The following is a 23,687-nucleotide window of genomic DNA, read 5'->3' as shown; positions in this document are numbered from 1 at the left end:
CCCTAGGGGGTATGAATTCCACCCGTGCGGGACCGTGTCGCGCCGGGGTCCGCCGCGTCGGCCGACCTCTTGGCCGGCCCCTCGACCGGTCCCTCGGTCAGGGGGGCGAGGTAGCGCAGGAGGAGCGCCTTCAGCTCGACGACCGTGGCGTCACGCTCGGGCCCCTCGGGCGCGGCCAGGACGAGGTCCAGGCCCCCCTTGAAGGCGGCGAAGGTCATCCCCGCGATCCGGCTCCGTTCGGCGGCGGACAGCGTGGGGGCGTAGTGGCCGATCACCTCCTGCACCCGGGCGAGCAGGGTCCTGTGCAGCTCGTCGTGCTCCTCGGCGATCCGGCCGGGGATCTCGGAGCCGTGCATCAGGGCGAGGAAGACGGGATTGGCGCAGTTGAACTCGATCAGCGGGTCCACGACCGCGTCGAGCATCTCGGGCAGCGGCAGGGCGAGGTTCTCCGGCGTGAACGCCTGGCCGTGCGCCGCGCGCATGTCGTGCAGGAGGCGTCCGCCCAGCTCGATCGCGATGGCCTCCTTGTTCGGGAAGTACTGGTAGAGCGTGCCGGGCGAGACGTGCGCCTCGCGGGCGATCGCGTTGGTGCTGGTCGCCGTGTACCCGTTCGCGCAGAAGACGTTCGCGGCGGCCTGGAGCAGCTGCGCGATGCGGCGCTCGCCCCGCGCCTGGCGGCGGCGCGGCTTCGGTTCTTCGGACATGGCCGTCCCCAGCCCTCCTCTAACCCGTTTGACAAATGCGAGTGGTCGCTCGCATTCTTGAAAAACACGAGTGGTCGCTCGTGTTTGCCAGTCTATGGCAATGGGGGACCCGTGCGCCCTGCCGGGAAGCGTGCGCGCACGGGTCAGGTGAAGGGGACACCGCGTCATGGCCGAAGTCAAGAAAACAGCACCCGGCGGGGCCGGTGGCGGGGGAGAAACCCCAGGTGGGGGCGGCCCCGGGGGTCGAGGTGGCCATGGGACGGGCGCCGGGGCCGGTGGTGGCCGGGAGGCCGGGGCCGGTGGTGGCCGAAGGGCCGGATCCGGGCCCGCGTCCGGGAACGGCGGGGGAGCCGGGTCCGCGACCGGGAGCGGGCGGGGATCCGGTACCGGGAGTGCAGGGGGAGCCAGGGCCGGGAGCGGCGGAAGCGCCGGCGCCGGGCCCGGGTCCCGCCCCCGGGGCGGGGGATGGACGCGGTTCGTGACCGTGCGGCCCCGGCTCACGCTGCTCGCGGCGCTCGTGCTCACCGTCCTCGCCGTCCTGGCCGGCGGCGGGGTCGCCGACCGCATGGGCAGCGGCGGCTGGGAGGACCCGGCCGCCGAGTCCACGTACGCGTCCGAAGTCCTGGAGCGGCACTTCCCCGGATCCCGGCCGAACCTGCTCCTCCTCGTCGACTCCGGTACGGCCGGGACCGACGCCCCGGCCGTCGCCGCCGAGGCCGAACGGCTCGCCGAGCGGCTCGACGCCGAGCCGGGCGTCGAGGGCGTCGGCTCCTACTGGTCCACCGGCTCGCCCGCCCTCCGCTCCGAGGACGGCCGCAAGGCCGTGATCGCCGCCCGGATCACCGGCGACGAGAAGGACGCCGCGGCCGTCCTCGACCGGATCGCCCCCTCCTACCGGGGCGTCCACGGCCCCGTCGAGGTCGCGCTCGGCGGCGAGCTCGCCGTCCGCCACGAGATGCAGACGCTCATCGAGGAGGACCTGCTGCGGGCCGAGCTCATCGCCCTGCCGCTCACCCTCGTCCTGCTCGTCATGGTCTTCGGCAGCGCCGTCGCCGCCCTGCTGCCCCTGGGCGTCGGCATCGTCGCCATCCTCGGCACCAACGCGATCCTGCGCGGCCTCACCGAGTTCACCGACGTCTCCGTCTTCGCGCAGAACCTGACCACCGCGCTCGGCCTCGGACTCGCCATCGACTACGCCCTGTTCGTCGTCCGCCGCTACCGCGAGGAGCTGGCCGCCGGCGCCGACACGCACACCGCCGTCCGCACCACCCTGCGCACGGCCGGGCGGACCGTGCTCTTCTCCGCCCTGACCGTCGCCGTCTCGCTCGCCGCGATGCTGGTCTTCCCGCAGTACTTCCTGCGCTCCTTCGCGTACGCCGGGATCGCGGTCGTCCTCCTCGCCGCCGCCGCGGCGCTCACCCTGCTCCCGGCGGCCCTCGTGCTGCTCGGACACCGGGTCAACGCCCTGGACCTGCGGCGCCTGGTCCGGCGCGGCCGAGAGCCCCGCGAGGACGCCTCCGGCGCCGGCTGGGCGCGCGCCGCGGGCCTGGTGATGCGCAGGGCGCCCGTCTTCGCCGTCCTCACCACCGCCGGACTCGTCCTCCTCGGACTCCCCTTCCTGGGCGTGCAGTTCGGTACGGCGGACGACCGCCAGCTCCCCGTCACCGCCTCCTCCCGGGGCGTCCAGGACGAGCTGCGGGACGGCTTCCCCGGTGATCCCGGCGGCGGGATCACCGTCCTCGCCGAGGGTCCGGCCACCCCCGCCCAGTACGCGGCCTACCGCGAGCGCATCGAGGTCATCGACGGCGTCGGCCGGGCCGACGGGCCGGTCACCACCGGCAGCGGAGACGCCGCCCGCGCCTACTTCACCGTCGTGCCCGACGGCGAGGCCGTCGGCGCCGGGGCCCAGCGGGTCGTCGGTGAACTGCGCGCCGCCGAAGCGCCGTTCGACACCTCCGTCACCGGCCCGGCCGCCGTCCTGGTCGACTCCAAGGACGCCATAGCCGAGCGGCTGCCCTGGGCGGCGGGCGCCATCGTCCTCGTCACCCTGCTCCTGGTCTTCCTGCTCACCGGAAGCGTCGTCATCCCCGTCCAGGCCGTCGTCCTCAACGCCCTGAGCCTCACGGCCATGTTCGGCGCCGTCGTCTGGGTCTTCCAGGACGGGCACCTCGCCGGGTTCCTCGGCTTCACGCCCACCGGCGACATCGAGACCACCCTGCCCGTGCTCATGTTCTGCGTGGCCTTCGGACTCTCCATGGACTACGGGGTGTTCCTGCTCTCCCGGATCAAGGAGGAGCACGACGTCACCGGCGACCACGAGCACTCCGTCCGCTTCGGCCTGAGCCGCACCGGCGGCCTGATCACCGCCGCCGCCGTCATCCTCGCCGTCGTCATGGTCGCCATCGGCACCTCCCGCGTCACCAACACCAAGATGCTGGGCCTCGGGGTCGCCCTCGCCGTCCTCATGGACGCGATGGTGGTCCGCAGCCTCCTCGTCCCCTCCGTGATGAAGCTGACCGGCCGCTTCACCTGGTGGGCCCCGGGGCCGCTGCGCCGCTTCCACGACCGCTTCGGCCTCAGCGAGTCGGACGGCCCGGCCCGGCCCCCGGCCGGCCCCGCCGCCCCGGAGGAGGCCGCCGACGGCAGCAGGGACAAGGAGTACAGCGCCGCCCGCTGACCCCGCCAGGACGCCCGCCCGCCGGCCTCGTCGCGACAGACGGGACGCCGGGCCCGGAAGGGGATCCGGGACCCGGCGTCGGACGAGGAACGGGGATGGGGGACGGGTCAGTCGCGGCGGGCCCGGTTGCCCGGGCGGCTCGCGACCCAGGCGCGGATCGTGTCCGCGTACCAGAAGGGCTTGCCCGACTCGACGTGGTCGGGCGGCGGAAGCAGCCCGTGCTTCCGGTAGGAGCGGACGGTGTCCGGCTGCACCCGGATGTGCGCCGCGATGTCCTTGTACGACCAGAGCCTCTTGTCCGTCATGCCTGGTACCTCCCTGCGCACCGCGCAGCGGCGGCGGGGGTGCCGTTCGGGGGCGCTGCGGGCGGGCGTTGGCGATCACTGAGCCTGTGCCCCCTGCAACGACCCCCTCAGACAGGAGGAGAGCGCCTGTCACGCGCCTGTGACGGGAAACCCGCGTAACGGAGAAAAACGTGACGAAGGAGGGACGCACGTGACGGAAGCGACGCACGGGGCCGCCGGTGTGTCCGTGTGCGCGGGCCCGGGCCGCGGCGCTATGTGCGGTACGGCCCGGTCACACCCCGCAGGACCGGAGGAAGCGCCGGGTGCGCAGGGCGATCGGGTACGGGACGTCCGGGGCGCACGGGTACATGTCCTGCTCGACGATCGCGAAGAGGTCCACGTCCAGGGCGCGGGCGGCGGCCAGCACCGGCTCCAGGGCGGGCACCCCGGACGGCGGCTCGCACATCACGCCCCGCGCCACCGCCGGGCCGAACGGCGTCCCCTCGGCCACCACCTCCGCCAGGACCGCCGGATCGACCTGCTTCAGGTGCAGATAGCCGATCCGCTCGCCGTAGGTCTCGATCAGCTCGACGCTGTCCCCGCCGGCGTACGCGTAGTGCCCGGTGTCCAGGCAGAGCGAGACCGCCTCCGGGTCGGTGGCGTCGAGGAAGCGCGTCACGCTCTCCTCGCCGTCCAGGTGCGTGTCCGCGTGCGGATGGACGACGATCCGCAGCCCGTACCGCTCGCGCACCTCCCGGCCCAGACGCTCCGTCAGGCGGGTCAGGTCCCGCCACTGCCCGGCGGTCAGGACGGGGTCCTCCAGGACCTCGCCGGTCCGGTCGTCCCGCCAGAACGACGGGATGACGACCAGGTGGCCCGCCCCCGTCGCCTGCGCCAGGGCCGCGTTCTCGGCGACGTGCGCCCAGGTCCGGTCCCAGACGTCCGGGCCGTGGTGCAGGCCGGTGAAGACCGTCCCCGCCGAGACCCGCAGACCGCGCCGGGCGGTCTCCTCCGCGAGGACCGCCGGATCGGTGGGCAGATAGCCGTACGGGCCGAGCTCGATCCACTCGTACCCCGCGCCCGCCACCTCGTCGAGGAAGCGCTGCCAGGGCACCTGCCGGGGATCATCGGGGAACCACACCCCCCACGAGTCCGGGGCGGAACCGACGCGGATGCGGGTCGGCGCGGAGGGCGTCGAAGACGGGGACGGCTGGGACGGCGGCTGGTACGAGGTCTGCGGTGACGGCTGCGGTGACGGCTTCGTCATGACAGCCACCCTGACCGGGGCCGGGGTCACCGTCAAGCGCGCCGGAGACCCGTATGTCCGGAGATGTCGTTGACACGCCTCCGGGCGGACGACTAGACCTGGGGGCGGGGCCGAGGGCGAAGGGTGGCGCGTGGAGACGGAGCCGTACGACCTGATCACCATGGGGCGCCTCGGCGTGGACCTCTATCCGCTCCGGACCGGCGTCGGGCTCGACCGGGTCGAGACCTTCGGCAGGTTCCTGGGCGGCTCCCCGGCCAACGTGGCCGTCGCCGCCGCCCGGCTCGGCCTGCGCACCGCGCTCGTCTCCCGCACCGGCGCCGACCCCTTCGGCACCTTTCTGCACCGGCAGCTCAAGGACTTCGGGGTGGACGACCGCTGGGTGACCGAGGTCGCCGCGTACCCGACCCCCCTCACCTTCTGCGAGGTCTTCCCGCCCGACGACTTCCCGCTCTACTTCTACCGGCTGCCCAAGGCCCCCGACCTGGAGATCCACCCGCACGAGCTGGACCTCGGCGCGATCCGCTCCGCCCGGGTCTTCTGGGCCACCGGCACCGGCCTGTGCGCCGAGCCGAGCCGCACCGCGACCCTGGAGGCGCTGCGGTCCAGGGCCGCCCACGCCGACGGCGGGGGGACCACCGTGTTCGACCTGGACTGGCGGCCGATGTTCTGGACGGACCCGGACGAGGCCCGCCCGTACTACGCCGAGGCCCTGCGCCACGCCACCGTCGCCGTCGGCAACCTCGACGAGTGCGAGGTCGCGACGGGGGAGCGGGACCCGGAGGCCGCCGCCCGCGCCCTGCTCGCCTCCGACGGCGGCACGGTCCGGCTCGCCGTCGTCAAGCAGGGCCCCAAGGGCGTCCTCGCGCTCGCCGCCGACGGCACCCGCGCCGAGGTGCCGCCGCTGCCGGTGGAGGTCGTCAACGGCCTGGGCGCGGGCGACGCGTTCGGCGGGGCGCTCGTCCACGGCCTCCTCACCGGCCGGGACCTCGAAGAGACCCTGCGCCGCGCCAACGCCGCCGGCGCGATCGTCGCGGGCCGACTCGCCTGCTCCTCCGCCATGCCGGCCCCGGCGGAGATCGCCGAAGCCCTCGCCCGGGGGACGGGAACGATCGGCGACACGGGAGGGCCCGGTGACACGGACGCGGCCGGCAGGGGAACGCTTCCGGAAAGGGGGTAGGGATGACCGCCATGAGCCCGAGCCCCGACCACCCCGCCTCCCCCCGCCGCCCCGCATCCCTCCACATCCCCGCCGGGACCGCCGCCCGGGGCCCGTACGCGGTCGACATCGACCCCGGGCGGGCCGGATGGACGTACTCCGCTCTCCGCGTCCTCGCCCTCCGGCCGGGAGAGGTCCACTCCTTCGCGAGCGGGGATTCCGAATGGACCGTGCTTCCCCTCTCCGGTGCCTGTAGCGTGCGCGTCGACGGCGAGATCTTCGAACTCCGGGGCCGCGCGAGCGTGTTCGACGGGGTGACCGACTTCGTCTACGTACCGCGCGACGCCCACGCCCAGATCGCCTCCGGCGCGGGGGGCCGCTTCGCTTTGGCAGGAGCGAGGTGCGGGCGACGACTCCCCGCCCGCTACGGTCCCGCGCCGGAGGTTCCCGTCGAGACCCGGGGCAGCGGCGACCGCGCCCGCCAGGTGCGGAACTTCGCCTCCGCCGACGCCTTCGACTGCGACCGGCTCATCGCCGTCGAGGTCGTCACGCCCGGCGGCCACTGGTCCTCCTATCCGCCGCACAAGCACGACGAGCACCTCCCCGGCGCGGAATCCGTCCTGGAGGAGATCTACTACTACGAGGTCCGGGGCCCGCACGGCCTCGCCTACCAGCGGATCTCACCCTCCCGGCCCGGCGGCGCCGACCTGCTCGCCGAGGTCCGCGACGGCGACGCGGTCCTCGTCCCCGACGGCTGGCACGGCCCCTCGATCGCCCAGCCGGGCCACGACCTCTACTACCTCAACGTCATGGCGGGCCCCGGCACCGAACGCGAGTGGAGGATCAGCTTCCACCCGGAGCACGCGGAGGGGTACGCATGAGCGTCCGGCCGACCCCGGAACACGCGGAGGGACACGCATGAGCACCGTCCGGCTCACCACCGCCCAGGCCCTCGTCCGCTTCCTCGCCGCCCAGTACACCGAGCGCGACGGCGAGCGCCACCGCCTGATCGCCGCCACCTGGGGGATCTTCGGCCACGGGAACGTCGCCGGGATCGGGCAGGCGCTCGTCGAGGACCGCACGCTCATGCCCTTCCACCAGGGCCGCAACGAGCAGGCCACGGTCCACGCCGCCGTCGGCTACGCCCGCCAGTCGAACCGGCTCTCCGCGCACGCCGTCACCACCTCCATCGGCCCCGGCGCCACCAACCTCGTCACCGGCGCCGCCCTCGCCACGATCGACCACCTCCCGGTCCTGCTCCTCCCCGGCGACACCTTCGCGACCCGGCCCGCCGACCCCGTCCTCCAGCAGCTCCAGCTCCCGTACGCGGGGGACGTGTCCGTCAACGACTGCCTGCGGCCCGTCTCGGTGTACTTCGACCGGGTCGGCCGCCCCGAGGCCCTGGTCCCGGCCGCCCTCGAAGCCGTACGGGTCCTCGCCGACCCGGTCGCGACCGGCGCCGTGACCCTCGCCCTGCCCCAGGACGTGCAGGCGGAGGCGTACGACTGGCCCGAGGAGTTCTTCGCCGAGCGGACCTGGCGCGTCCGCCGCCCCCGCCCCGACGCGGCCGAACTCGACGCGGCCGTACGGGCGGTGCGGGCCGCCGAGCGACCCCTGGTCGTCGCGGGCGGCGGCGTGCGGTACAGCGGCGCCGAGGACGCCCTGCGGGCCTTCGCCGAGCGGACCGGGCTGCCCGTCGCCACCACCCAGGCCGGCAAGGGCGTCCTGCCGTACGACCACCCCTGCGACGTGGGCGGCGTCGGCCACACCGGTACGGAGACCGCCGGCGCCCTGGCCCGTACCGCCGACCTCGTCATCGGCGTCGGCACCCGCTACACCGACTTCACCACCGCCTCCGGCACCCTCTTCCCCGAGGGCGCCCGCTTCCTCAACCTCAACGTCACCGGCTTCGACGCGCACAAGCAGGCCGCGCTGCCGCTCGTCGCCGACGCCCGCGAGGGGCTGACCGCGCTCACCCGGACCCTCGACGGCCACCGGTCGCGGGACCCGGAGGAGTGGGCCGCGGCCAAGCGGGACTGGCAGGAGCGGGTGGACACCGCGTACGCCGCCCCCGACGAGGGCGCCCGCCCCACCCAGGCGCAGGTCCTCGGCGCACTCGACACCCTGGTCGACGCGCGCGACATCCTGATCAACGCCGCCGGATCGCTCCCGGGCGACCTCCACAAGCTGTGGCGGCCCCGCTCGGCCGACCAGTACCACGTCGAGTACGGCTACTCCTGCATGGGTTACGAGATCCCCGCCGCGATCGGCGTCCTCCTCGCCGCCCCCGGCCGGCCCGTCTGGGCGCTCGTCGGGGACGGGACGTACCTGATGAATCCCACCGAGATCGTCACCGCCGTGCAGGAGCGCCTGCCGCTGAAGCTGGTCGTCCTCCAGAACCACGGGTACGCCTCCATCGGCGGCCTCTCGGAGGCCGTCGGCGCCGAGCGGTACGGCACCGACTACCGGTACCGGGACGCGGACGGCGGCTTCACCGGGCCGCCGCTCCCCGTGGACCTCGGGGCCAACGCCGCCTCCCTCGGCATGCGGGTGCTGCGCCCCCGCACCGTCCGTGACCTGCGGGAAGCCCTCCGGGAGGCGCGGGCGGCGACCGTTCCCACATGTGTCTACGTCGAGACCGAAACGCCCGACACAGTGTCGGGCCCGCCCCCGGCCCCGGCGTGGTGGGATGTGCCCGTGGCCGAGACCGCGACCCGCAAGGCGGCGGTCGAGGCCCGGGAGGAGTACGACCGGCACGTCACCGCCCGACGCCGCCATCTCTGAAGGAGCATTTCGTCATGACGAACACCGTCAAGACCGTCGACCACTGGATCGGTGGCAAGGCCGTCGAGGGCACGTCGGGCAACTGGGGTCCGGTCACCGACCCGGCCACCGGCGCCGTGACCACCCGGGTCGCGCTCGCCTCCGTCGAGGAGGTCGACGCGGCGGTGGCCGCCGCCAAGGCCGCCTTCGCCACCTGGGGCACCTCCTCGCTGGCCCAGCGCACCACGATCCTCTTCAAGTTCCGCGCGCTGCTCGACGCCAACCGCGACGCCATCGCCGAGCTGATCGTCGCCGAGCACGGCAAGGTGCACTCCGACGCGCTCGGCGAGGTCGCCCGCGGCCTGGAGATCGTCGACCTGGCCTGCGGCATCACCACCCAGCTCAAGGGCGAGCTCTCCACCCAGGTCTCCCACCGCGTGGACGTGGCGTCCATCCGCCAGCCCGTCGGCGTCGTCGCCGGCATCACGCCCTTCAACTTCCCGGCCATGGTGCCGATGTGGATGTTCCCGATCGCCATCGCGACCGGCAACACGTTCATCCTCAAGCCGAGCGAGAAGGATCCCTCCCCGTCCCTGAAGATCGCCGAGCTGCTCGCCGAGGCCGGGCTGCCGGACGGCGTCTTCAACGTCCTGCACGGCGACAAGGTGGCCGTGGACCGCCTCCTGGAGCACCCGGACGTCTCCGCGATCTCCTTCGTCGGCTCGACCCCGATCGCGCGGTACATCCACACCACCGCCTCCGCCAACGGCAAGCGCGTCCAGGCGCTCGGCGGCGCCAAGAACCACATGCTGGTCCTCCCGGACGCCGACCTCGACGCAGCGGCCGACGCGGCCGTCTCGGCGGCGTACGGCTCCGCCGGCGAGCGCTGCATGGCGATCTCGGCCGTCGTCGCCGTCGGCTCCATCGGCGACGAGCTGGTGGACAGGATCCGCGAGCGCGCCGAGAAGATCAAGATCGGCCCCGGCACCGACCCGACCTCCGAGATGGGCCCGCTCATCACGGCCGCCCACCGCGACAAGGTCGCCTCCTACGTCCACGGCGCGGCGGACGAGGGCTGCGAGGTCGTCCTCGACGGCACCGGACACACCGTCGAGGGCCACGAGGACGGGCACTGGATCGGCCTCTCCCTCCTGGACCGCGTCCCCACCACGGCCAAGGCCTACCAGGACGAGATCTTCGGCCCGGTCCTGTGCGTGCTGCGCGCCGAGACGTACGAGGAGGGCCTCGCCCTCATCAACGCCTCGCCGTTCGGCAACGGCACCGCGATCTTCACCCGCGACGGCGGCGCGGCCCGCCGCTTCCAGCTGGAGGTCGAGGCCGGCATGGTCGGCGTCAACGTCCCGATCCCGGTCCCGGTGGGCTACCACTCCTTCGGCGGCTGGAAGGACTCGCTCTTCGGCGACCACCACATCTACGGCAACGACGGCGTGCACTTCTACACCCGCGGCAAGGTCGTCACCACCCGCTGGCCCGACCCGTCCGACGCCCCGGCCGGCGTCGACCTGGGCTTCCCGCGCAACCACTGACGCGGACGGGCGACCGGGCCCCGGAGTGCGGACGCCGCGCTCCGGGGCCTCCGGCCTCCCTCACTCCGGCCTCCCTCACTCCGGGAGCTCCCAGCCCAGCATCGCGAACACCCCCTCGTCCGCCGCCCCGGTCGCGCGATAGGTCGCCAGGGCGGGATCGTCGTCCGTGTCCACGCCCACCCAGGCGCCGTGGCAGCCGCGCTCCCGGGCCGCCGCGAGCAGGGCCTCCGTCAGGGCGCGGCCCGTGCCGCGGCGGCGGTGCGCCTCGTCCACGGACAGTTCGTAGAGGCACATCTCCGTGCCCTTGTCGGGGTGGGTCATCTCGACCCCGGACACGAAGCCGGCCGGGAAGCCGTCCTCCGTGTAGGCGATCAGCATCAGGTGCCCCGGCGACGCCAGGAAGCGGGCCGCCCACTCCTCCCGTGCCGGGCCGTCGTAGAGGTGCTCCGCCGCGACCAGTTCGGCCACCGTCGTCGCCCGCCGGATCTCGATCACGTGTCCTCCTCGCGCCCTCGTACCGCACCTGCGGTACGCGGACCGTACTCCGTACGACCCCAGGAGGTGCGGGACCTCCGTCTTCGGGTCGCCGCGGTCCACAGGGGCGCCGCTTAGGCTCGGGACCATGCGACTCCGACTTCCCCGGTGGGCCGCGGTCACCGCCGCGCTCACCGTCCTCGCGGGTGCCGGCACCTGGACCGCCGTCGCCTCGGACGATCCACCGCCCGTGCACCGCGCGGACCGGATGCTCGACGCCGACGGCGTACGGCTCGACACCTCGTACTTCACCGGCGACGGTGACGGGCGCAGGCCCGCCGTCCTGCTCGGCCACGGTTTCGGCGGCTCCAAGGAGGACGTGCGCGCCCAGGCCGAGGGCCTGGCCCGCGAGGGCTACGCCGTCCTGACCTGGTCCGCCCGCGGCTTCGGCGCCTCCACCGGCGAGATCGGCCTCAACGACCCCGACCACGAGGTGAAGGACGTCAGCCGGCTGATCGACTGGCTCGCCGCGCGGCCCGAGGTCCTCCTCGACAAGGCGGGCGACCCGCGCGTCGGTGTCAGCGGCGCCTCCTACGGCGGCGCGATCTCCCTGCTCGCCGCCGGACACGACCCGCGCGTCGACGCGATCGCCCCCCGGATCACGTACTGGAACCTCGCCGACGCCCTCTTCCCGAACGGCGTCTTCAAGAAGCTCTGGGCCGGGATCTTCTTCTCCGCCGGGAACGGGGCCGGTGCCGGGATCGGTCCGGGTGCGGGGGACGCCCCGGGTACGGGAGACGGGCCCGCCACGGGGGAGGCCCCGGCCGCCGGAAAGGCCCCCGCCGGGGCCGGGGAGGCCGCTCCCGCCAAGCCCCCCGCCTGCGGCCGTTTCACCGCCGAGCTCTGCTCGCTCTACCAGCGCGTCGCCTTCTCCGGCAGGCCCGACGCCGGCGCCCGGGCGCTGCTCGAAGCCCGCAGCCCGTCCGTCGTCGGCGACCGGATCAAGGTGCCCGCGCTGCTCGTGCAGGGCCAGTCCGACTCGCTGTTCACCCTCGCCCAGTCCGACGCCATGGCCCGGGCCCTCGCCGCCAACGGCGTCCCCGTCGCCGTCGACTGGACCTCCGGCGGCCACGACGGCGGCGACCAGGAGGCCGAGCGCGTCGAGCGGCGCGTCGGCGCCTGGTTCGACCGCTGGCTGAAGAAGGACGCCTCCGTGGACACCGGCCCCGCCTTCCGCGTCAGCCGCACCGGCGGCGTGGACTCCACCAACGGCCGGGCCACCCTCCGCGCCGCGACCGCCGACCGCTACCCGGGCCTCGCCTCCGGCACCGCGGCCCTCGCCCTCGGAGGCGCCCCGCAGACCTTCGCCAACCCGCCGGGCGGCGCCCCGCCCTCCGTCTCCGCCGTCCCCGGCCTCGGCGGCGGACTCTCCGGCCTCTCCTCCCTCGGCGTCGGCCTCTCCCTCGACTTCCCCGGCCAGCACGCCCGCTTCGACGCGAAGCCGCAGACGGAGACGCTGCGGATCACCGGCGCGCCGACCGTCCGCGTCAGGGTCACCTCGACCGCCGTCGACGGTTCCGCCGTCCTCTTCGCCAAGGTGTACGACGTCGGCCCCGACGGCCGGCAGCAGGTGCTGCCCGCCCAGCTCGTCGCCCCCGTCCGCGTCGAGGACGCCGGGAACGGCAGGAGCGTCACCCTGACGCTGCCCGCGATCGACCACGAGGTGGAGGCCGGGCACCGGCTGCGGCTCGTCGTCGCCGCCACCGACCTCGGCTACGCCTCCCCGGCCGCCCCCGCCGCCTACACCGTCGCCGTCGAGGGCCCCCTCGCCGTCCCGGCCGCGCCCGGCCTCACCACCCGGGCCGCCGCCCTGCCCTGGTGGGTGTGGGGCCTCCCGCTGATCGGCCTCGTCGTCGCCGCCGTCCTGCTCCTGACGGCCCGGCGCAGGACCGCCGCCCCCGCCCCCGACCCGGAACTCGCCGCCGTACCGCTCCAGATCACCGGCCTGTCCAAGAAGTACAAGGGCGGCGAGCGGTACAGCGTCAAGGACCTGTCCTTCCGGGTCGAGCAGGGCCAGGTCCTCGGGCTCCTCGGGCCCAACGGCGCCGGCAAGACCACCACCCTGCGCATGCTGATGGGCCTCATCGCCCCCGACGAGGGCGAGATCCGGGTCTTCGGCCAGGCGATCCGGCCCGGCGCCCCGGTCCTCTCCCGCGTCGGCGCCTTCGTCGAGGGAGCGGGCTTCCTGCCGCACCTGTCGGGCCGGGAGAACCTCGACCTGTACTGGAAGGCCACCGGCCGCCCCGCCGAGGACGCGCACGTGGACGAGGCCCTGCGCATCGCGAACCTGGGCGGCGCCCTGGAGCGCGCCGTGCGCACCTACTCGCAGGGCATGCGCCAGCGCCTCGCCCTCGCCCAGGCCATGCTCGGCCTGCCGGACCTGCTGATCCTGGACGAGCCGACCAACGGCCTCGACCCGCCGCAGATCCGCGAGATGCGCGAGGTGATGATCCGGTACGCGGCCGGGGGCCGCACCGTCATCGTCTCCAGCCACCTCCTGGCGGAGGTCGAGCAGTCCTGCACCCACCTCGTCGTCATGGACCGGGGGCGGCTCGTGCAGGCCGGCCCGGTCGCGGAGATCACCGGCTCCGGCGACACCCTCCTCGTGACCCTCGCCGAACGCACCCCCGACGGCGAACCCGTCCCGCCCGTCCCCGACGCCCTCGTCGAGAAGATCGGCGCCCTGCCGGGCGTCGGCTCGGCCGCCCGCGCCGACGGCGGACTCCTGGTCCGGCTCGACGGCGCCGACGCGACCGCCCTCATCGGCGAACTCGTCCGCCTGGACGTGCCGCTGACCGGGGTCGGGCCGCACCGGCGCCTGGAGGACGCGTTCCTGACCCTGATCGGAGGAGGAGCCGCATGAGCAGCACCACCCCCAGCACCCTGCCGCCCGAGAACCCCGCCGCGACGGTGGAGGCCGCCCCCGGCTACCGGCCCGGGCGCACCCTGCCGCTGCGCGTGGAGGCCCTGCGCCAGTGGAAGCGGCGCCGCACCCTGGTGATGGGCGGCATCCTGGTCGCCCTGCCGTTCGTCCTGATCGCGGCCTTCGCGATCGGCGGCACCGGGGACGGCGACCGCGACGGCCGCGTCTCCCTGATCGACACGGCGACGACTTCGGGCGCCAACTTCGCGGCCACCTGCCTCTTCGTCTCGGCGGGCTTCCTCCTCGTCGTCCCCGTGGCGCTGTTCTGCGGGGACACGGTCGCCTCCGAGGCGAGCTGGTCCTCGCTGCGATACCTGCTCGCCGCGCCCGTGCCCCGGTCCCGGCTCCTCGCCTCCAAGCTGGCGGTCGCGCTCGGCTACAGCGCGGCCGCGATGGTCCTCCTCCCGCTGGTGGCCCTGGCGGCGGGCACGGTCGCCTACGGCTGGGGGCCGCTCCAGCTGCCGACCGGCGGCTCGGTGCCGGCCGGGGACGCCCTGCTCAGGATCGGGATCGCCACCGCCTTCGTCTTCGCCTCCCAACTGGTCACCGCCGGGCTCGCCTTCTGGCTGTCCACCCGCACCGACGCCCCGCTCGGCGCGGTGGGCGGCGCCGTCGGCCTCACCATCGTCGGCAACGTCCTGGACGCCGTCACCGCCCTCGGCGACTGGCGCGACTTCCTGCCCGCGCACTGGCAGTTCGCCTGGATCGACGCCCTCCAGCCCCAGCTGGAGTGGGGCGGCATGGTGAAGGGCACGGCGATCTCCCTGACGTACGCCCTGGTCCTCTTCGCCCTCGCCTTCCGGGGCTTCGCCCGCAAGGACATCGTGTCCTGACCGGGTGAACGCCCCTCACAACCACCCCCTCCGAGCCGCTTCCGCGCCCGCGCGGAAGCGGCTCGTCGTGCCGAGGGCCGCCATCAGCTCGCCGACCCGCCGGCTGTAGGTCCGCGCGGACATGCCGAGCCGGGCCGCCGCCGTCTCGTCCGTGAGCCCCGCGACCAGGGCGTCCAGCACCGGGCGCAGCTGGGGCGGCAGGTCGTCCGGCGGCGGCGACGGGGACGGCACCGTGTACGCCGTGGGGTCCTCGGCCATCGCCCAGCAGACCTGGTGGGCCCGGACGAGGGCCCGCACCACCACCGGGTCCCGGACCAGCAGCATCCCGTTGTAGAGCAGCTCCAGGTCGAGCGGGATCGCCGCCACCGTCCGGTCGACGAGGATCATCTTGAACGGGATCGACTCCACCAGGCGGGCCTGCCCCGGGACCCGGAGCCCGCCCTCGATCCGGGCCAGCGCGTGCCGCGGCACGATCCTGCGCACCTCGTCGGCCCGCTCCGCCGCGGTCCGCATGCACGCTCCCACCAGCTCCAGGAACGGCTCGGGGATCGCGTAGCCCGCGGACGCGACCGGGTCGTCGAAGGTCAGCAACTCGTGCCGGGTGGAGGCGGCCAGCCCGGCGAGTGCGGCACTGACGCGCCGCGCGCCCCGGACCGGACGCCCCGCGGGCCGCTGTCCCTCGGTCGCGGCCCGGTTCATCGCCGAACGGGCGAGCATCACGGAGCCCACGTTCTCTGCCACCGCTGACCACCCCCGCCGATCGATGTCCACTCCATGTACGCATGTGACTGCACACGGTGACAACCCCTGTTGAGAAGGATGGCGAATCCATGCCACCGGGGTTCACCCGTGTCGCCGTTGCCGCATCGAGATCCATCCGCAACCCCTTCGTCTGCTTTTTTCGGGGCCTTCGTTCGTCACATCCACAAGTGCCTTACGAAGAGGGGGACATGGAATGGAACGCAACGAGACGAGCGGGACCCGGCCGCGCCGGAGCCGGGTTCCGGCCGTGATCGCGGGGTTGCTCGCCGCCGGGATCGCCCTCACGGGCTGCGGCGCGTCCGGCGACGGGACCACCTCCGACCGGAGCGCGCAGGAGGGCGGACGCACCGCGCCGGCCCTTCCCGACGGCGGGCGCTCCGGGACGGGCGCCCCCGACGCCGGCCGCACCGGGACGGCCGCGCCCGAGGAGGGCGAGCAGCGGTCCCCGTCGCCCGCGCCCGACTACCTGTCCACCTTCGCCCTGGACGTGGACACCGCCTCGTACGGCTACGCCCGCCGCGCCCTCGCCGAGGGCCGGCTGCCCGACCCGGCGACCGTGCGCCCCGAGGAGTTCGTCAACAGCTTCCGCCCGGACTACGAACGCCCCGCCGACAACGGCTTCAGCGTCACCCTCGACGGCGCCCGCGCCGGACGGGACGGCTGGTCCCTGGTCAGGGTCGGGCTCGCCACCCGGGGCGCGGACCGGAGCGGCGAACGCCCGCCCGCCGCGCTCACCTTCGTCGTGGACGTCTCCGGCTCCATGGATGAGCCGGGGCGGCTCGACCTCGTCAAGGAGTCCCTCGGCATGCTCGTCGGCGAGCTGCGCGACGACGACTCGATCGCGCTCGTCACCTTCAGCTCCGAGGCCGAGACCCGGCTGCCCATGACCCGCGTCGGAGAGGCCCGGAAGCGGATCCGCGAGGTGGTGGGCTCCCTGGAGACCGGCGCGTCCACCAACGTGGAGGCCGGCGTCCGCACCGGCTACGACACCGCCGTCGAGGGACACCGGAAGGGCGCCACCAACCGGGTCGTGCTGCTCTCCGACGCGCTCGCCAACACCGGCTCCACCGAGGCGGAGACGATCCTCGCCCGCATCGACGAGGAGCGCAGGGAGTACGGGATCACCCTCTTCGGCGTCGGCGTCGGCAGCGAGTTCGGCGACGCGTTCATGGAGAAGCTCGCCGACGAGGGCGACGGCCAGACGACGTACGTCTCCACCCCGGCGCAGGCCCGCAAGGTCTTCGTGGACCAGCTGCCCGCCCACGTCGAGCTGCGCGCCCGCGACGCCAAGGCGCAGGTCGCCTTCGACCGGCGGACCGTCGAGAAGTTCCGGCTGATCGGGTACGAGAACCGGGAGGTCGCCGACGAGGACTTCCGGAACGACCGGGTGGACGGCGGCGAGATCGGGGCCGGCCACACGGTCACCGCGCTGTACGCGGTGCGGACCAGGCCCGGGGCGACCGGGACCGTCGCCACCGCCACCGTCCGCTGGCTCGACCCCGCCACCCGCGCCCCGCGCGAGCGCTCCGGCACCGTCGCGACCGGCGCGCTGACCGCCGACATCTGGGGCGGCGGCCACGACAGCCTCCAGCTGACCGCGATCGCCGCCTACTTCGCGGACACCCTGCGGGGCGGCACGCTGCCGGGGGCGCCGGGGCTCGGGACGCTCGCGGGGCACGCCGACGCGATCGCCGAGCGGTCCGGCTCGGCGGTGGTGCGGGAGCTCGCCGAGTCGGTACGGAGGGCGGAGACCCTGCGCGGTCCGGCGGAGGAGCCGTCGGAGCCCGGCGGGACGGGGGAGGGGGAGCTGCGGTCGGGCGACCCGTACAGCTGACGGACGTCCGGGGCGCGCCCCCGGCGTACGCCCGACAGGCGCTCGGCCCGGCATCGCGCGGCGGGCGGCGGGACGGAACGGCCCACGGGCCGCCCCCGCCGCCCGCCGCCTTTTCGTTTCCCTCCGCCGCCCCCTCCCGGACCGCGCCGATCCCCGGCCCCGCGCCGCTTTCCGTACCGGTCCCCGAACCGTACCGACCCGTCTGTTTATGGCGTGAAGTCGAGGGTCGGAGGCCCCCGGCTCCCCCCGGAGGATCCTCGAAAGCGTACCCCCCAGTCCGGAAACAGCCTTTCGCCAGGGGTGCATTCTCGGCCAGTGGCGAAAAACCGATGCGCCCATAATCGGGCAAAGAGGGTGGATCACCCCGATATCCCAGGCGGTGATTCCGTACCCTACGGTTTCTTATTGACATGCCTACGGGGGTCTTTTCTAATCATCGAGAGTCATCCCGCGCGCAGACACCGCACAGGCACTGAGGGGGCAAGGTGGACGTCCGGATCCTGGGGGGACTGTCGGTACGCGAGAACGGGGTGTCGATCACCCCGACGGCGGCCGTGCCCCGGCAGCTCCTCGCCCTGCTCACGGCCAGCGCCGACCAGGTCGTCCCCGTGACCGTCCTGACCGAGGAGCTGTGGCCGTCCGGCGCGCCGCGCGGCGCCCGCGCCGAGCTCCAGGCCCACATAGCCGGGCTGCGCGCCCTCATCGCGGACGCCCTGCGCGGCACCGGCCCCGCCGACCCGCGGAACGGCTGGTCCGACCGGCGCACCGCCGACGCGGTCCTCGTCTCCCAGCCCGGCGGCTACCGGCTCGACACCGGCGGCGGCGCCCACGACGTCTGGCAGTTCGAGCGCGCGGCCGGCGCCGGCTACCGGGCCATGGAGGCCGGCGACCTCCCGCGCGCCGCGCTCCGCCTCGGCGAGGCCCTGGCCCTGTGGCGCGGCGACCCCTACGCGGGCGTCGCCGCCGGGCCCCGCCTCCGCAGGGAGATCGAGCGCCTCGAAACCTCCCGGCTCAGCGTCCTCGACCAGTGGCTCGAAGCGCAGCTCGGCCTCGGCCGGCACGCCGAGCTCGTCCCGGAGCTCACCGGACTCGTCGCCCGCCACCGCACCAACGAGCCCCTGCACGCCCACCTCATGGCCGCCCTGCTGCGCTGCGGCCAGCACGACCAGGCCCTCGTCGTCTACGAGCGGCTGCGCCTCGCCCTCAAGGCGGAGACCGGCATGGAGCCCTCGGCGCGGCTGCGGCGCCTCCAGCGTTCGGTCCTGGCCGGGCGGCACACCGGCGGGCGGCCCGCCCTCGGCTTCCGGGTCCCCACCCAGTACGCCCCGGCCCGCCCCCGACTCGTCCCGGCGGGCTCCGTCGGCTGACGGACCGTCGGCCCCGGACACCCTTGGAAGCCCCTCGCGCGATCGCCGGACACCCCCCTCGGGCGGTCGCCGCCGGACCGCCGTCCGGACCCTCCGGGGCCCCGACGGGAACGACGTGCCGCAGCTCACCGTTGACCGGTTTCCGAAGCCGAATTAGTTTCGGCGGACAGGACGGGTTTCCTCCCAGGTGCCCGATTTTGCTCGACACACGGGAGCTCGGACCATGACCACGCACGGCGCGGACGGAGCCGGTGGTGCCGACCCGCTGCTCACGGTCCTCGAACTCCTCGCCCGGCAGGCCCCGTCCGCCCGCTTCGACGCCCTCCTCGACGGGGCCCGCCGCGACGGCCTCGGCCCCGAGGAACTGGCCCGCCTGGAGCGGGCCGTCGTGCTCGCCGGCCAGGTCCACGCCGAACGCGCCCACGACGCGCGCCGCGAGGCCGGGCTCGAGGCCCTCGCCGACACCGCCCGCGACCTGACCCTCTCCTACGACCTCGACGGCCTGCTGCACGTCATCACCCGACGCGCCCGCCGGCTCCTCGGCCTCGACCTGGCGTACGTCACCCTGCGCGGCCCGCACGGCTCCTGCTACGTCCACACCACCGAGGGCACCCGCCCAGGCCGCGCCGAGGGCCCGCGCCTCGCCCCCGGCCTCCGGGTCGCCGAGGGGTACGGGCTCGGCGGCGCCGTCCAGCTCCACGGCGTGCCCGTCTGGACCCCGGACTACCTCGCCGACGAGCGGTTCGCCCCCTCCGGCTCCCTCGACGCGGGCGTCCACGCCCCCGCCTTCGACGAGGCCGCCGAGGCGGCCCTGCGCGCCGAGGGGCTGCACGCGATCGTGGCCGCGCCGCTGCGCAGCGGCGACACCGTCATCGGCACCCTGTTCGGGGCGGACCGGCGAGTCCGCCACCACACCTCCGAGGAGATCGGGCTCCTCGCCGCGCTCGCCGACCTGGCCGCCCTCGCCGTCGAGAAGGCCGGGCTCCTCGACCGGACCCGGGCCGAGGTCTCCGAACTGGAGCGGGACAGCGCCCGCGTGCGCACCCGGCTCACCCGGATGCGGCACGTCAGCGAGGCCCACGGCCGCATCATGAACCTGGTCCTCGCGGGCGGCGACCTGCGCAGCGTGGCCAAGGCCGCCGCCGACGCCCTCGACGCGAGCGTCCTGATCCGCGACCCCGGCGGCCGGTCCCTCGCCCTGGTCGGAGAGGTCCCCGGCCTCGACGAGGAGGCCGCGGAGGAGGCCGTCGAGAAGGCCTCGCTCGACGCCCACGCCCGCCGCCGCCCGGTCCTCGCCGCCGACGACACCTGGGTCGCGCCGGTCATCGCGGGCTCCGAGGACCTCGGCGGCCTCGTGGTCCACGCCGCCGGCGGACTCACCGGCGAGGACGAACGGCTCCTCGAACTCGCCGCCCAGTCCGTCGCCTTCCTCCTCCTCATGCGGCGCTCCACGGCCGTTGCCGAGGGGCCCGTCCGCGACGAGCTCCTCGACGACCTCATCGCGGACCCGCCGCACGCGCCGCAGCAGATCGCCCAGCGGGCCGGCCGCCTCGGCGTCGACCTGCGCCGGCCGCACGTCCTCGTGCTCGCCCGGCCCGAGGGCGGCGAGCAGGGCCGGGCGGTCGTGTGGGCGTCCTCGTACGCTTACCGCCTCTCCGGTCTGAAGACCGTGCAGGGCGGCTGCATCGTGCTGCTGCTGCCGGGGGACGACGCCTCGGCCGCCGCCCGGGCCGTCGCCGCCGAACTGTCCCCGCTGCTCGGGCACCCCGTCTCCGTCGCCTCCGCCGGGCCCGGCTGGAGCCCGGACGCCGTGGGGCGGATGCACCGGGAGGCCTGGCGCTGCCTCGACGCGATGAGCGCCCTCGGCGGCACCGGCTCCGCCGCCTCCGTGCGGGACCTGGGCTTCCTGGGGTTGCTGCTCTCCGACGACAACGACGTGGACGGCTTCGTGGAGTCGGCGATCGGGCCCGTGCTCGACTACGACGCCGAGCGGTTCACCGACCTCACGCACACCCTGGAGGCGTACTTCGCCTCGGGCGGCAGCCCGACCAACGCCGCCGAGGCGCTGCACGTGCACCCCAACACGGTCTCCCGCCGCCTGGAGCGGATCGGCGACCTCCTCGGCCCCGAGTGGCAGAAGCCCGGCCAGGTCCTGGAGGTGCAGCTGGCGCTCCGGCTCCAGCGCACCCGGGAGGCCCTGGCCCGCGGCCGCGTCACCCCCGAACCACCCCGCCCGCCGGAGCGCGGCGCCTGATCCGGGGGCCGGCCGCATCGCAGGAGCCGGCCGCATCCGAGACCGGCCGCGTCCGGAGGTCGGCCGTGTCCGAGACCCGCCGCATCCGGGGATCGGTCGTGTCCGGGGGCCGGCCGCATCCGGTGACCGGCCGTCGCCCCGTAGCCCGCCGGGTCTCAGCTCGCCGAGCGTCGTGTCCCGTAGCCGGAGTCGTACCCCCGTGCCGAGCCGTAGCCCGACTCCCACTGGCCGGCCAGGACCGTCGCCGCGTGCGCCGCCGACGCCAGGGTGATGTGGCGGTGCCAGCCGCGGAACGAGCGGCCCACGAAGTCCCGCAGGCCCGCCTCCTCACCGACCTCCGCGAAGTCCCGCTCCACCCGGCGGGCGAGCTTGGTCAGGCGCAGCAGGGTGCCCGCCTGCGACCCGGTCAGGTCGCTGATCCACACCCGCGACGGGGCCCGCCGCGGGTCGTCCCACTCGCCGAGCAGCACCAGCGGGCGCATCCGCTCCCCGCCCGGAGTCGGCAGCGCCACCCGGACCGCCGTGGCGAGCGAGGTCCGCGAGGTCCGCACGCCCCCCACCGTGTCCACCCAGCTCACCGGCCGACGCAGCCCCTTGAGGGACTCCAGTATCTGCACGGCGGACAGCGGGCCCGCCCCGAAGCCGGGCAGCGAGCGGTCCGCGATCGCGAGCCGGGAGCCCGGACCGATCCGGGCCACGACCGGCACCCCGGCCCCGGCGAGCCGGGCGAGCGCCGACCGGCCCGCGCCGCCCCGGATGTCGATGAGGACCGGCTTGCGGGTGATGTCGGGCCAGCGGGCGGTGTCGAGCGCCGCCGCGACCGCGCACTCCTCCAGGGTCTCCTCGCCGGCCTCCTCGGGGACCTCCGCGCGGTCGCGCCGCGTGCGGTCGTTCACCCAGGGGTCCGGCAGGAAGAGGCGCCAGTTGACCGGGACGCTCAGGTCCTCGCCCGCGAACCACACGCCGAAGGCCTGCTGCCCGTGGAAGACCTGCCCGCGCTCCGGGTCGAAGCGCCGGTCCACGCCCACCGAGTGCTCCCCGGCCTTCGGGATCGGCATGGGCCGCACCACCCAGGCCTGCGGGCAGCCGTTCCGCTCCAGGTGGCGGCCGAGCGCCGCCCGCATGGGCTGCCAGTCCCAGGTGGAGCTGGACACGAAGTGGTGCAGGCTCTGCTCGGCGGCGGGGCCGCCGATCTGCGCGGCGATGTTGCGGATCGACTTGCGGCCCTGCGCGGTGAGCAGGCCGTGCAGGTACTGCTCGGCCTTCAGGCGCTGGTCGCGGCGGGCGAAGCCGGAGAAGAGCGCGGCACACAGCTCGGCGTAGACGCCCTCGCGCGCACCGGCCGCGCCGACGGACCTGGCGGCGCCCAGGGAGACGGCCGGGGCGACGGCTCCGGTGGCGGCCCTGCGCTTGGTTGCGACGGATGTACTCACGAGACTCCTGCCCGAAGGGTGCGCAGCTCCTTCCCGCTGCACCACCACCGTCGCCCGGTGGCGCCCCCGGGGGCGAGGTGTACCCGGCACCCGATTCGGCCGCCGGATGGTGGCCGGACCACCTCCCCCTCCTTCCGCGCAGGTCACAGCCCTCCCCGCAGCCCCGCGGAGCACCCCCGCGAGACCCTCGGAAAGGCCTCGCGGGGACCTGACGGACTCACCGGCCGGGCTTTGACCCGTCGCACTGCGTGGCCGGACCATCGCGGAGCGGGGCGGCACGGGCCGGTCCGGTCAAGGCCCCAGGCCGGGAACCCGGACCCGTGCGCCCCGCCTTCCGCCCGAAGCCGTCGGCTCAGGCGGTGATCCAGTCGCTCGTCGCGATCACCGGCTGGACGCCCTGGCGGTGGACGGTGCCCTCGATCAGGCCGTACATCCGGTCGGCCGCGAAGTACACCTCGTTGTCGTTCTTCAGGCCGAACGGCTCCAGGTCCACCAGGAAGTGGTGCTTGTTCGGCAGGTTCAGCCGCACCTCGTTGACCGTGGACACGTGGTCCAGGACCCGGTCCGCCATCGCGTGCAGGGTCTGCTGGAGCGAGTAGCTGTACGTCTCCGCGAACGCCTCCAGCATGTGCCGGCGCACCTTCTCGTACGAGCGGTCCCAGTCGTGCTCCGGGTCGGCCGCCGCCGTGGCCGAGTGCGCCCAGCGGGCGGTGACCTTGGTGGCCAGGATCCGGTCGTACGCCTCCTGGAGGGTCGTGTACCGGTCCTTGATGAAGCCGTGGAACTCGGAGTTGGTCGAGTTCATCACCGTCAGCTCCTTCAGGCCCGAGAGGACCTGGAGGCCGGTGGTCTCCGAGTACGTGACCTGCGCGGTGCGGACCTCCTGGCCCTTGCGGACGAAGGAGTGCTGCTCCTTGCGCGTCGGGACCGGGATCCGCTCCCAGCCGAACTCCTCGACCCGGATCTGCGCCTCGTGGACGACCGGCTGCGAGGTCACGAAGTGCCGGGCGAGGTGGATCGCGAAGGCCTCGGGGGAGGCGACGCCGTGCTCCTTGGCGAAGGCGTACACCGTGTTCTTGGTGGTGTCGGTCGGCAGGCAGTTGCCGTTGTCGCCGGTCAGGTGCACGTCGCGGTACTCGCCGCGCAGCGCCACCGACACGTTCAGGTCGCGGATCTCGTGCCAGGCCCCGTCGTCGCCCTTGCGGGTCACGGTGACGATGCGGTTCTCGGCCTTGCCGTACTGGTTCTGTGCCAGGACGTGCTTGCTCATGTGCTGCTCAGCTCCCGCGGGTACGTGGATACGGATATCCCGTACGCCCGGCGTCCAGCGTCCCCGTCGTCCCGAGGGC

The 23,687-nt window shown here is 74.6% G+C and carries 17 protein-coding genes; 10 read left to right on the top strand and 7 right to left on the bottom strand.

Going from position 1 to position 23,687, the window contains the following annotated elements; genetic code table 11:
• Nucleotides 1-2 precede the first annotated feature (2 nt).
• Nucleotides 3-704, bottom strand: a complete 702-nt coding sequence (locus tag CP977_RS12195; RefSeq protein ID WP_152370084.1) for a TetR/AcrR family transcriptional regulator — start codon at nt 702-704, stop codon at nt 3-5.
• Nucleotides 705-1,182: 478 nt separating this feature from the next.
• On the opposite strand from CP977_RS12195, the gene CP977_RS12190 reads away from it, so the two are divergent.
• Nucleotides 1,183-3,381 carry an MMPL family transporter gene (locus CP977_RS12190; RefSeq protein WP_062755523.1) on the top strand — a complete coding sequence of 733 codons (2,199 nt, stop codon included), beginning with the start codon at nt 1,183-1,185 and terminating at the stop codon, nt 3,379-3,381.
• A gap of 107 nt (nt 3,382-3,488) precedes the next feature.
• Here CP977_RS12190 and CP977_RS12185 read toward each other — a convergent pair whose 3' ends face one another.
• Together CP977_RS12185 and CP977_RS12180 are read right to left on the bottom strand one after the other, a co-directional pair.
• On the bottom strand, nt 3,489-3,686 hold the full coding sequence (locus tag CP977_RS12185) for a helix-turn-helix transcriptional regulator (RefSeq protein WP_030210480.1): 198 nt from the start codon (nt 3,684-3,686) through the stop codon (nt 3,489-3,491).
• Nucleotides 3,687-3,957: 271 nt separating this feature from the next.
• Nucleotides 3,958-4,932 carry a sugar phosphate isomerase/epimerase family protein gene (locus CP977_RS12180; RefSeq protein WP_208420715.1) on the bottom strand — a complete coding sequence of 325 codons (975 nt, stop codon included), beginning with the start codon at nt 4,930-4,932 and terminating at the stop codon, nt 3,958-3,960.
• Between the two features lie 160 nt (nt 4,933-5,092).
• Between CP977_RS12180 and iolC the strand changes: the two genes are divergently transcribed.
• Genes iolC through mmsA form a run of 4 tightly spaced genes read left to right on the top strand, consistent with a single transcriptional unit; the run spans nt 5,093 to nt 10,398 of the window.
• The gene (gene iolC, locus CP977_RS12175; protein ID WP_152371553.1) at nt 5,093-6,109 is read left to right on the top strand and encodes a 5-dehydro-2-deoxygluconokinase; all 1,017 of its coding nucleotides are present in this window, start codon (nt 5,093-5,095) and stop codon (nt 6,107-6,109) included.
• 2 nt (nt 6,110-6,111) lie between these two features.
• On the top strand, nt 6,112-6,969 hold the full coding sequence (iolB, locus tag CP977_RS12170) for a 5-deoxy-glucuronate isomerase (RefSeq protein WP_152370083.1): 858 nt from the start codon (nt 6,112-6,114) through the stop codon (nt 6,967-6,969).
• Between the two features lie 37 nt (nt 6,970-7,006).
• A complete protein-coding gene (gene iolD / locus CP977_RS12165; RefSeq protein WP_109185982.1) occupies nt 7,007-8,872 on the top strand; it encodes a 3D-(3,5/4)-trihydroxycyclohexane-1,2-dione acylhydrolase (decyclizing) in 1,866 nt (621 codons plus the stop codon).
• Nucleotides 8,873-8,886: 14 nt separating this feature from the next.
• The gene (mmsA, locus tag CP977_RS12160; protein ID WP_109185981.1) at nt 8,887-10,398 is read left to right on the top strand and encodes a CoA-acylating methylmalonate-semialdehyde dehydrogenase; all 1,512 of its coding nucleotides are present in this window, start codon (nt 8,887-8,889) and stop codon (nt 10,396-10,398) included.
• A gap of 75 nt (nt 10,399-10,473) precedes the next feature.
• On the opposite strand, the gene CP977_RS12155 is transcribed toward mmsA, so the two are convergent.
• Nucleotides 10,474-10,890 carry a GNAT family N-acetyltransferase gene (locus CP977_RS12155; RefSeq protein ID WP_152371552.1) on the bottom strand — a complete coding sequence of 139 codons (417 nt, stop codon included), beginning with the start codon at nt 10,888-10,890 and terminating at the stop codon, nt 10,474-10,476.
• Between the two features lie 130 nt (nt 10,891-11,020).
• Here CP977_RS12155 and CP977_RS12150 point away from each other — a divergent pair, with 130 nt between their 5' ends.
• Complete coding sequence (locus CP977_RS12150) at nt 11,021-13,795, top strand: CocE/NonD family hydrolase (protein ID WP_152370082.1); 2,775 nt, start codon at nt 11,021-11,023, stop codon at nt 13,793-13,795.
• Nucleotides 13,792-14,688: an ABC transporter permease gene (locus CP977_RS12145; protein WP_062755533.1), complete on the top strand. Its 897-nt coding sequence runs from the start codon at nt 13,792-13,794 to the stop codon at nt 14,686-14,688. The genes CP977_RS12150 and CP977_RS12145 overlap by 4 nt, the downstream gene beginning before the upstream one ends.
• Before the next feature lie 15 nt (nt 14,689-14,703).
• Here the strand turns inward: CP977_RS12145 and CP977_RS12140 are convergent, their stop codons facing one another.
• Nucleotides 14,704-15,429, bottom strand: a complete 726-nt coding sequence (locus tag CP977_RS12140; RefSeq protein ID WP_062755535.1) for a helix-turn-helix domain-containing protein — start codon at nt 15,427-15,429, stop codon at nt 14,704-14,706.
• A 214-nt stretch (nt 15,430-15,643) separates the two neighbouring features.
• Between CP977_RS12140 and CP977_RS12135 the strand changes: the two genes are divergently transcribed.
• The 3 genes from CP977_RS12135 to CP977_RS12125 all read left to right on the top strand — a co-directional run bounded on the left by CP977_RS12135 (nt 15,644) and on the right by CP977_RS12125 (nt 20,905).
• Entirely contained in the window at nt 15,644-17,284 is a 1,641-nt protein-coding gene (locus tag CP977_RS12135; protein WP_062755538.1) for a vWA domain-containing protein, read from the top strand.
• 485 nt (nt 17,285-17,769) lie between these two features.
• Nucleotides 17,770-18,651, top strand: a complete 882-nt coding sequence (locus tag CP977_RS12130; protein ID WP_062755540.1) for an AfsR/SARP family transcriptional regulator — start codon at nt 17,770-17,772, stop codon at nt 18,649-18,651.
• A gap of 223 nt (nt 18,652-18,874) precedes the next feature.
• On the top strand, nt 18,875-20,905 hold the full coding sequence (locus tag CP977_RS12125) for a helix-turn-helix domain-containing protein (protein WP_109185977.1): 2,031 nt from the start codon (nt 18,875-18,877) through the stop codon (nt 20,903-20,905).
• 155 nt (nt 20,906-21,060) lie between these two features.
• On the opposite strand, the gene CP977_RS12120 is transcribed toward CP977_RS12125, so the two are convergent.
• Nucleotides 21,061-22,338, bottom strand: coding sequence for an IS701 family transposase (locus CP977_RS12120; protein WP_062755544.1), 1,278 nt, complete (start codon nt 22,336-22,338; stop codon nt 21,061-21,063).
• Nucleotides 22,339-22,690: 352 nt separating this feature from the next.
• The gene (gene pucL / locus CP977_RS12115; protein ID WP_062755546.1) at nt 22,691-23,608 is read right to left on the bottom strand and encodes a factor-independent urate hydroxylase; all 918 of its coding nucleotides are present in this window, start codon (nt 23,606-23,608) and stop codon (nt 22,691-22,693) included.
• Nucleotides 23,609-23,687 lie beyond the last annotated feature (79 nt).

It is taken from the genome of Streptomyces cinereoruber (assembly GCF_009299385.1).
Taxonomy (GTDB): domain Bacteria; phylum Actinomycetota; class Actinomycetes; order Streptomycetales; family Streptomycetaceae; genus Streptomyces; species Streptomyces bikiniensis.
The sequence above is the reverse complement of the archived record's forward strand: the minus strand, read 5'-3'. Positions and strand labels throughout refer to the sequence as shown.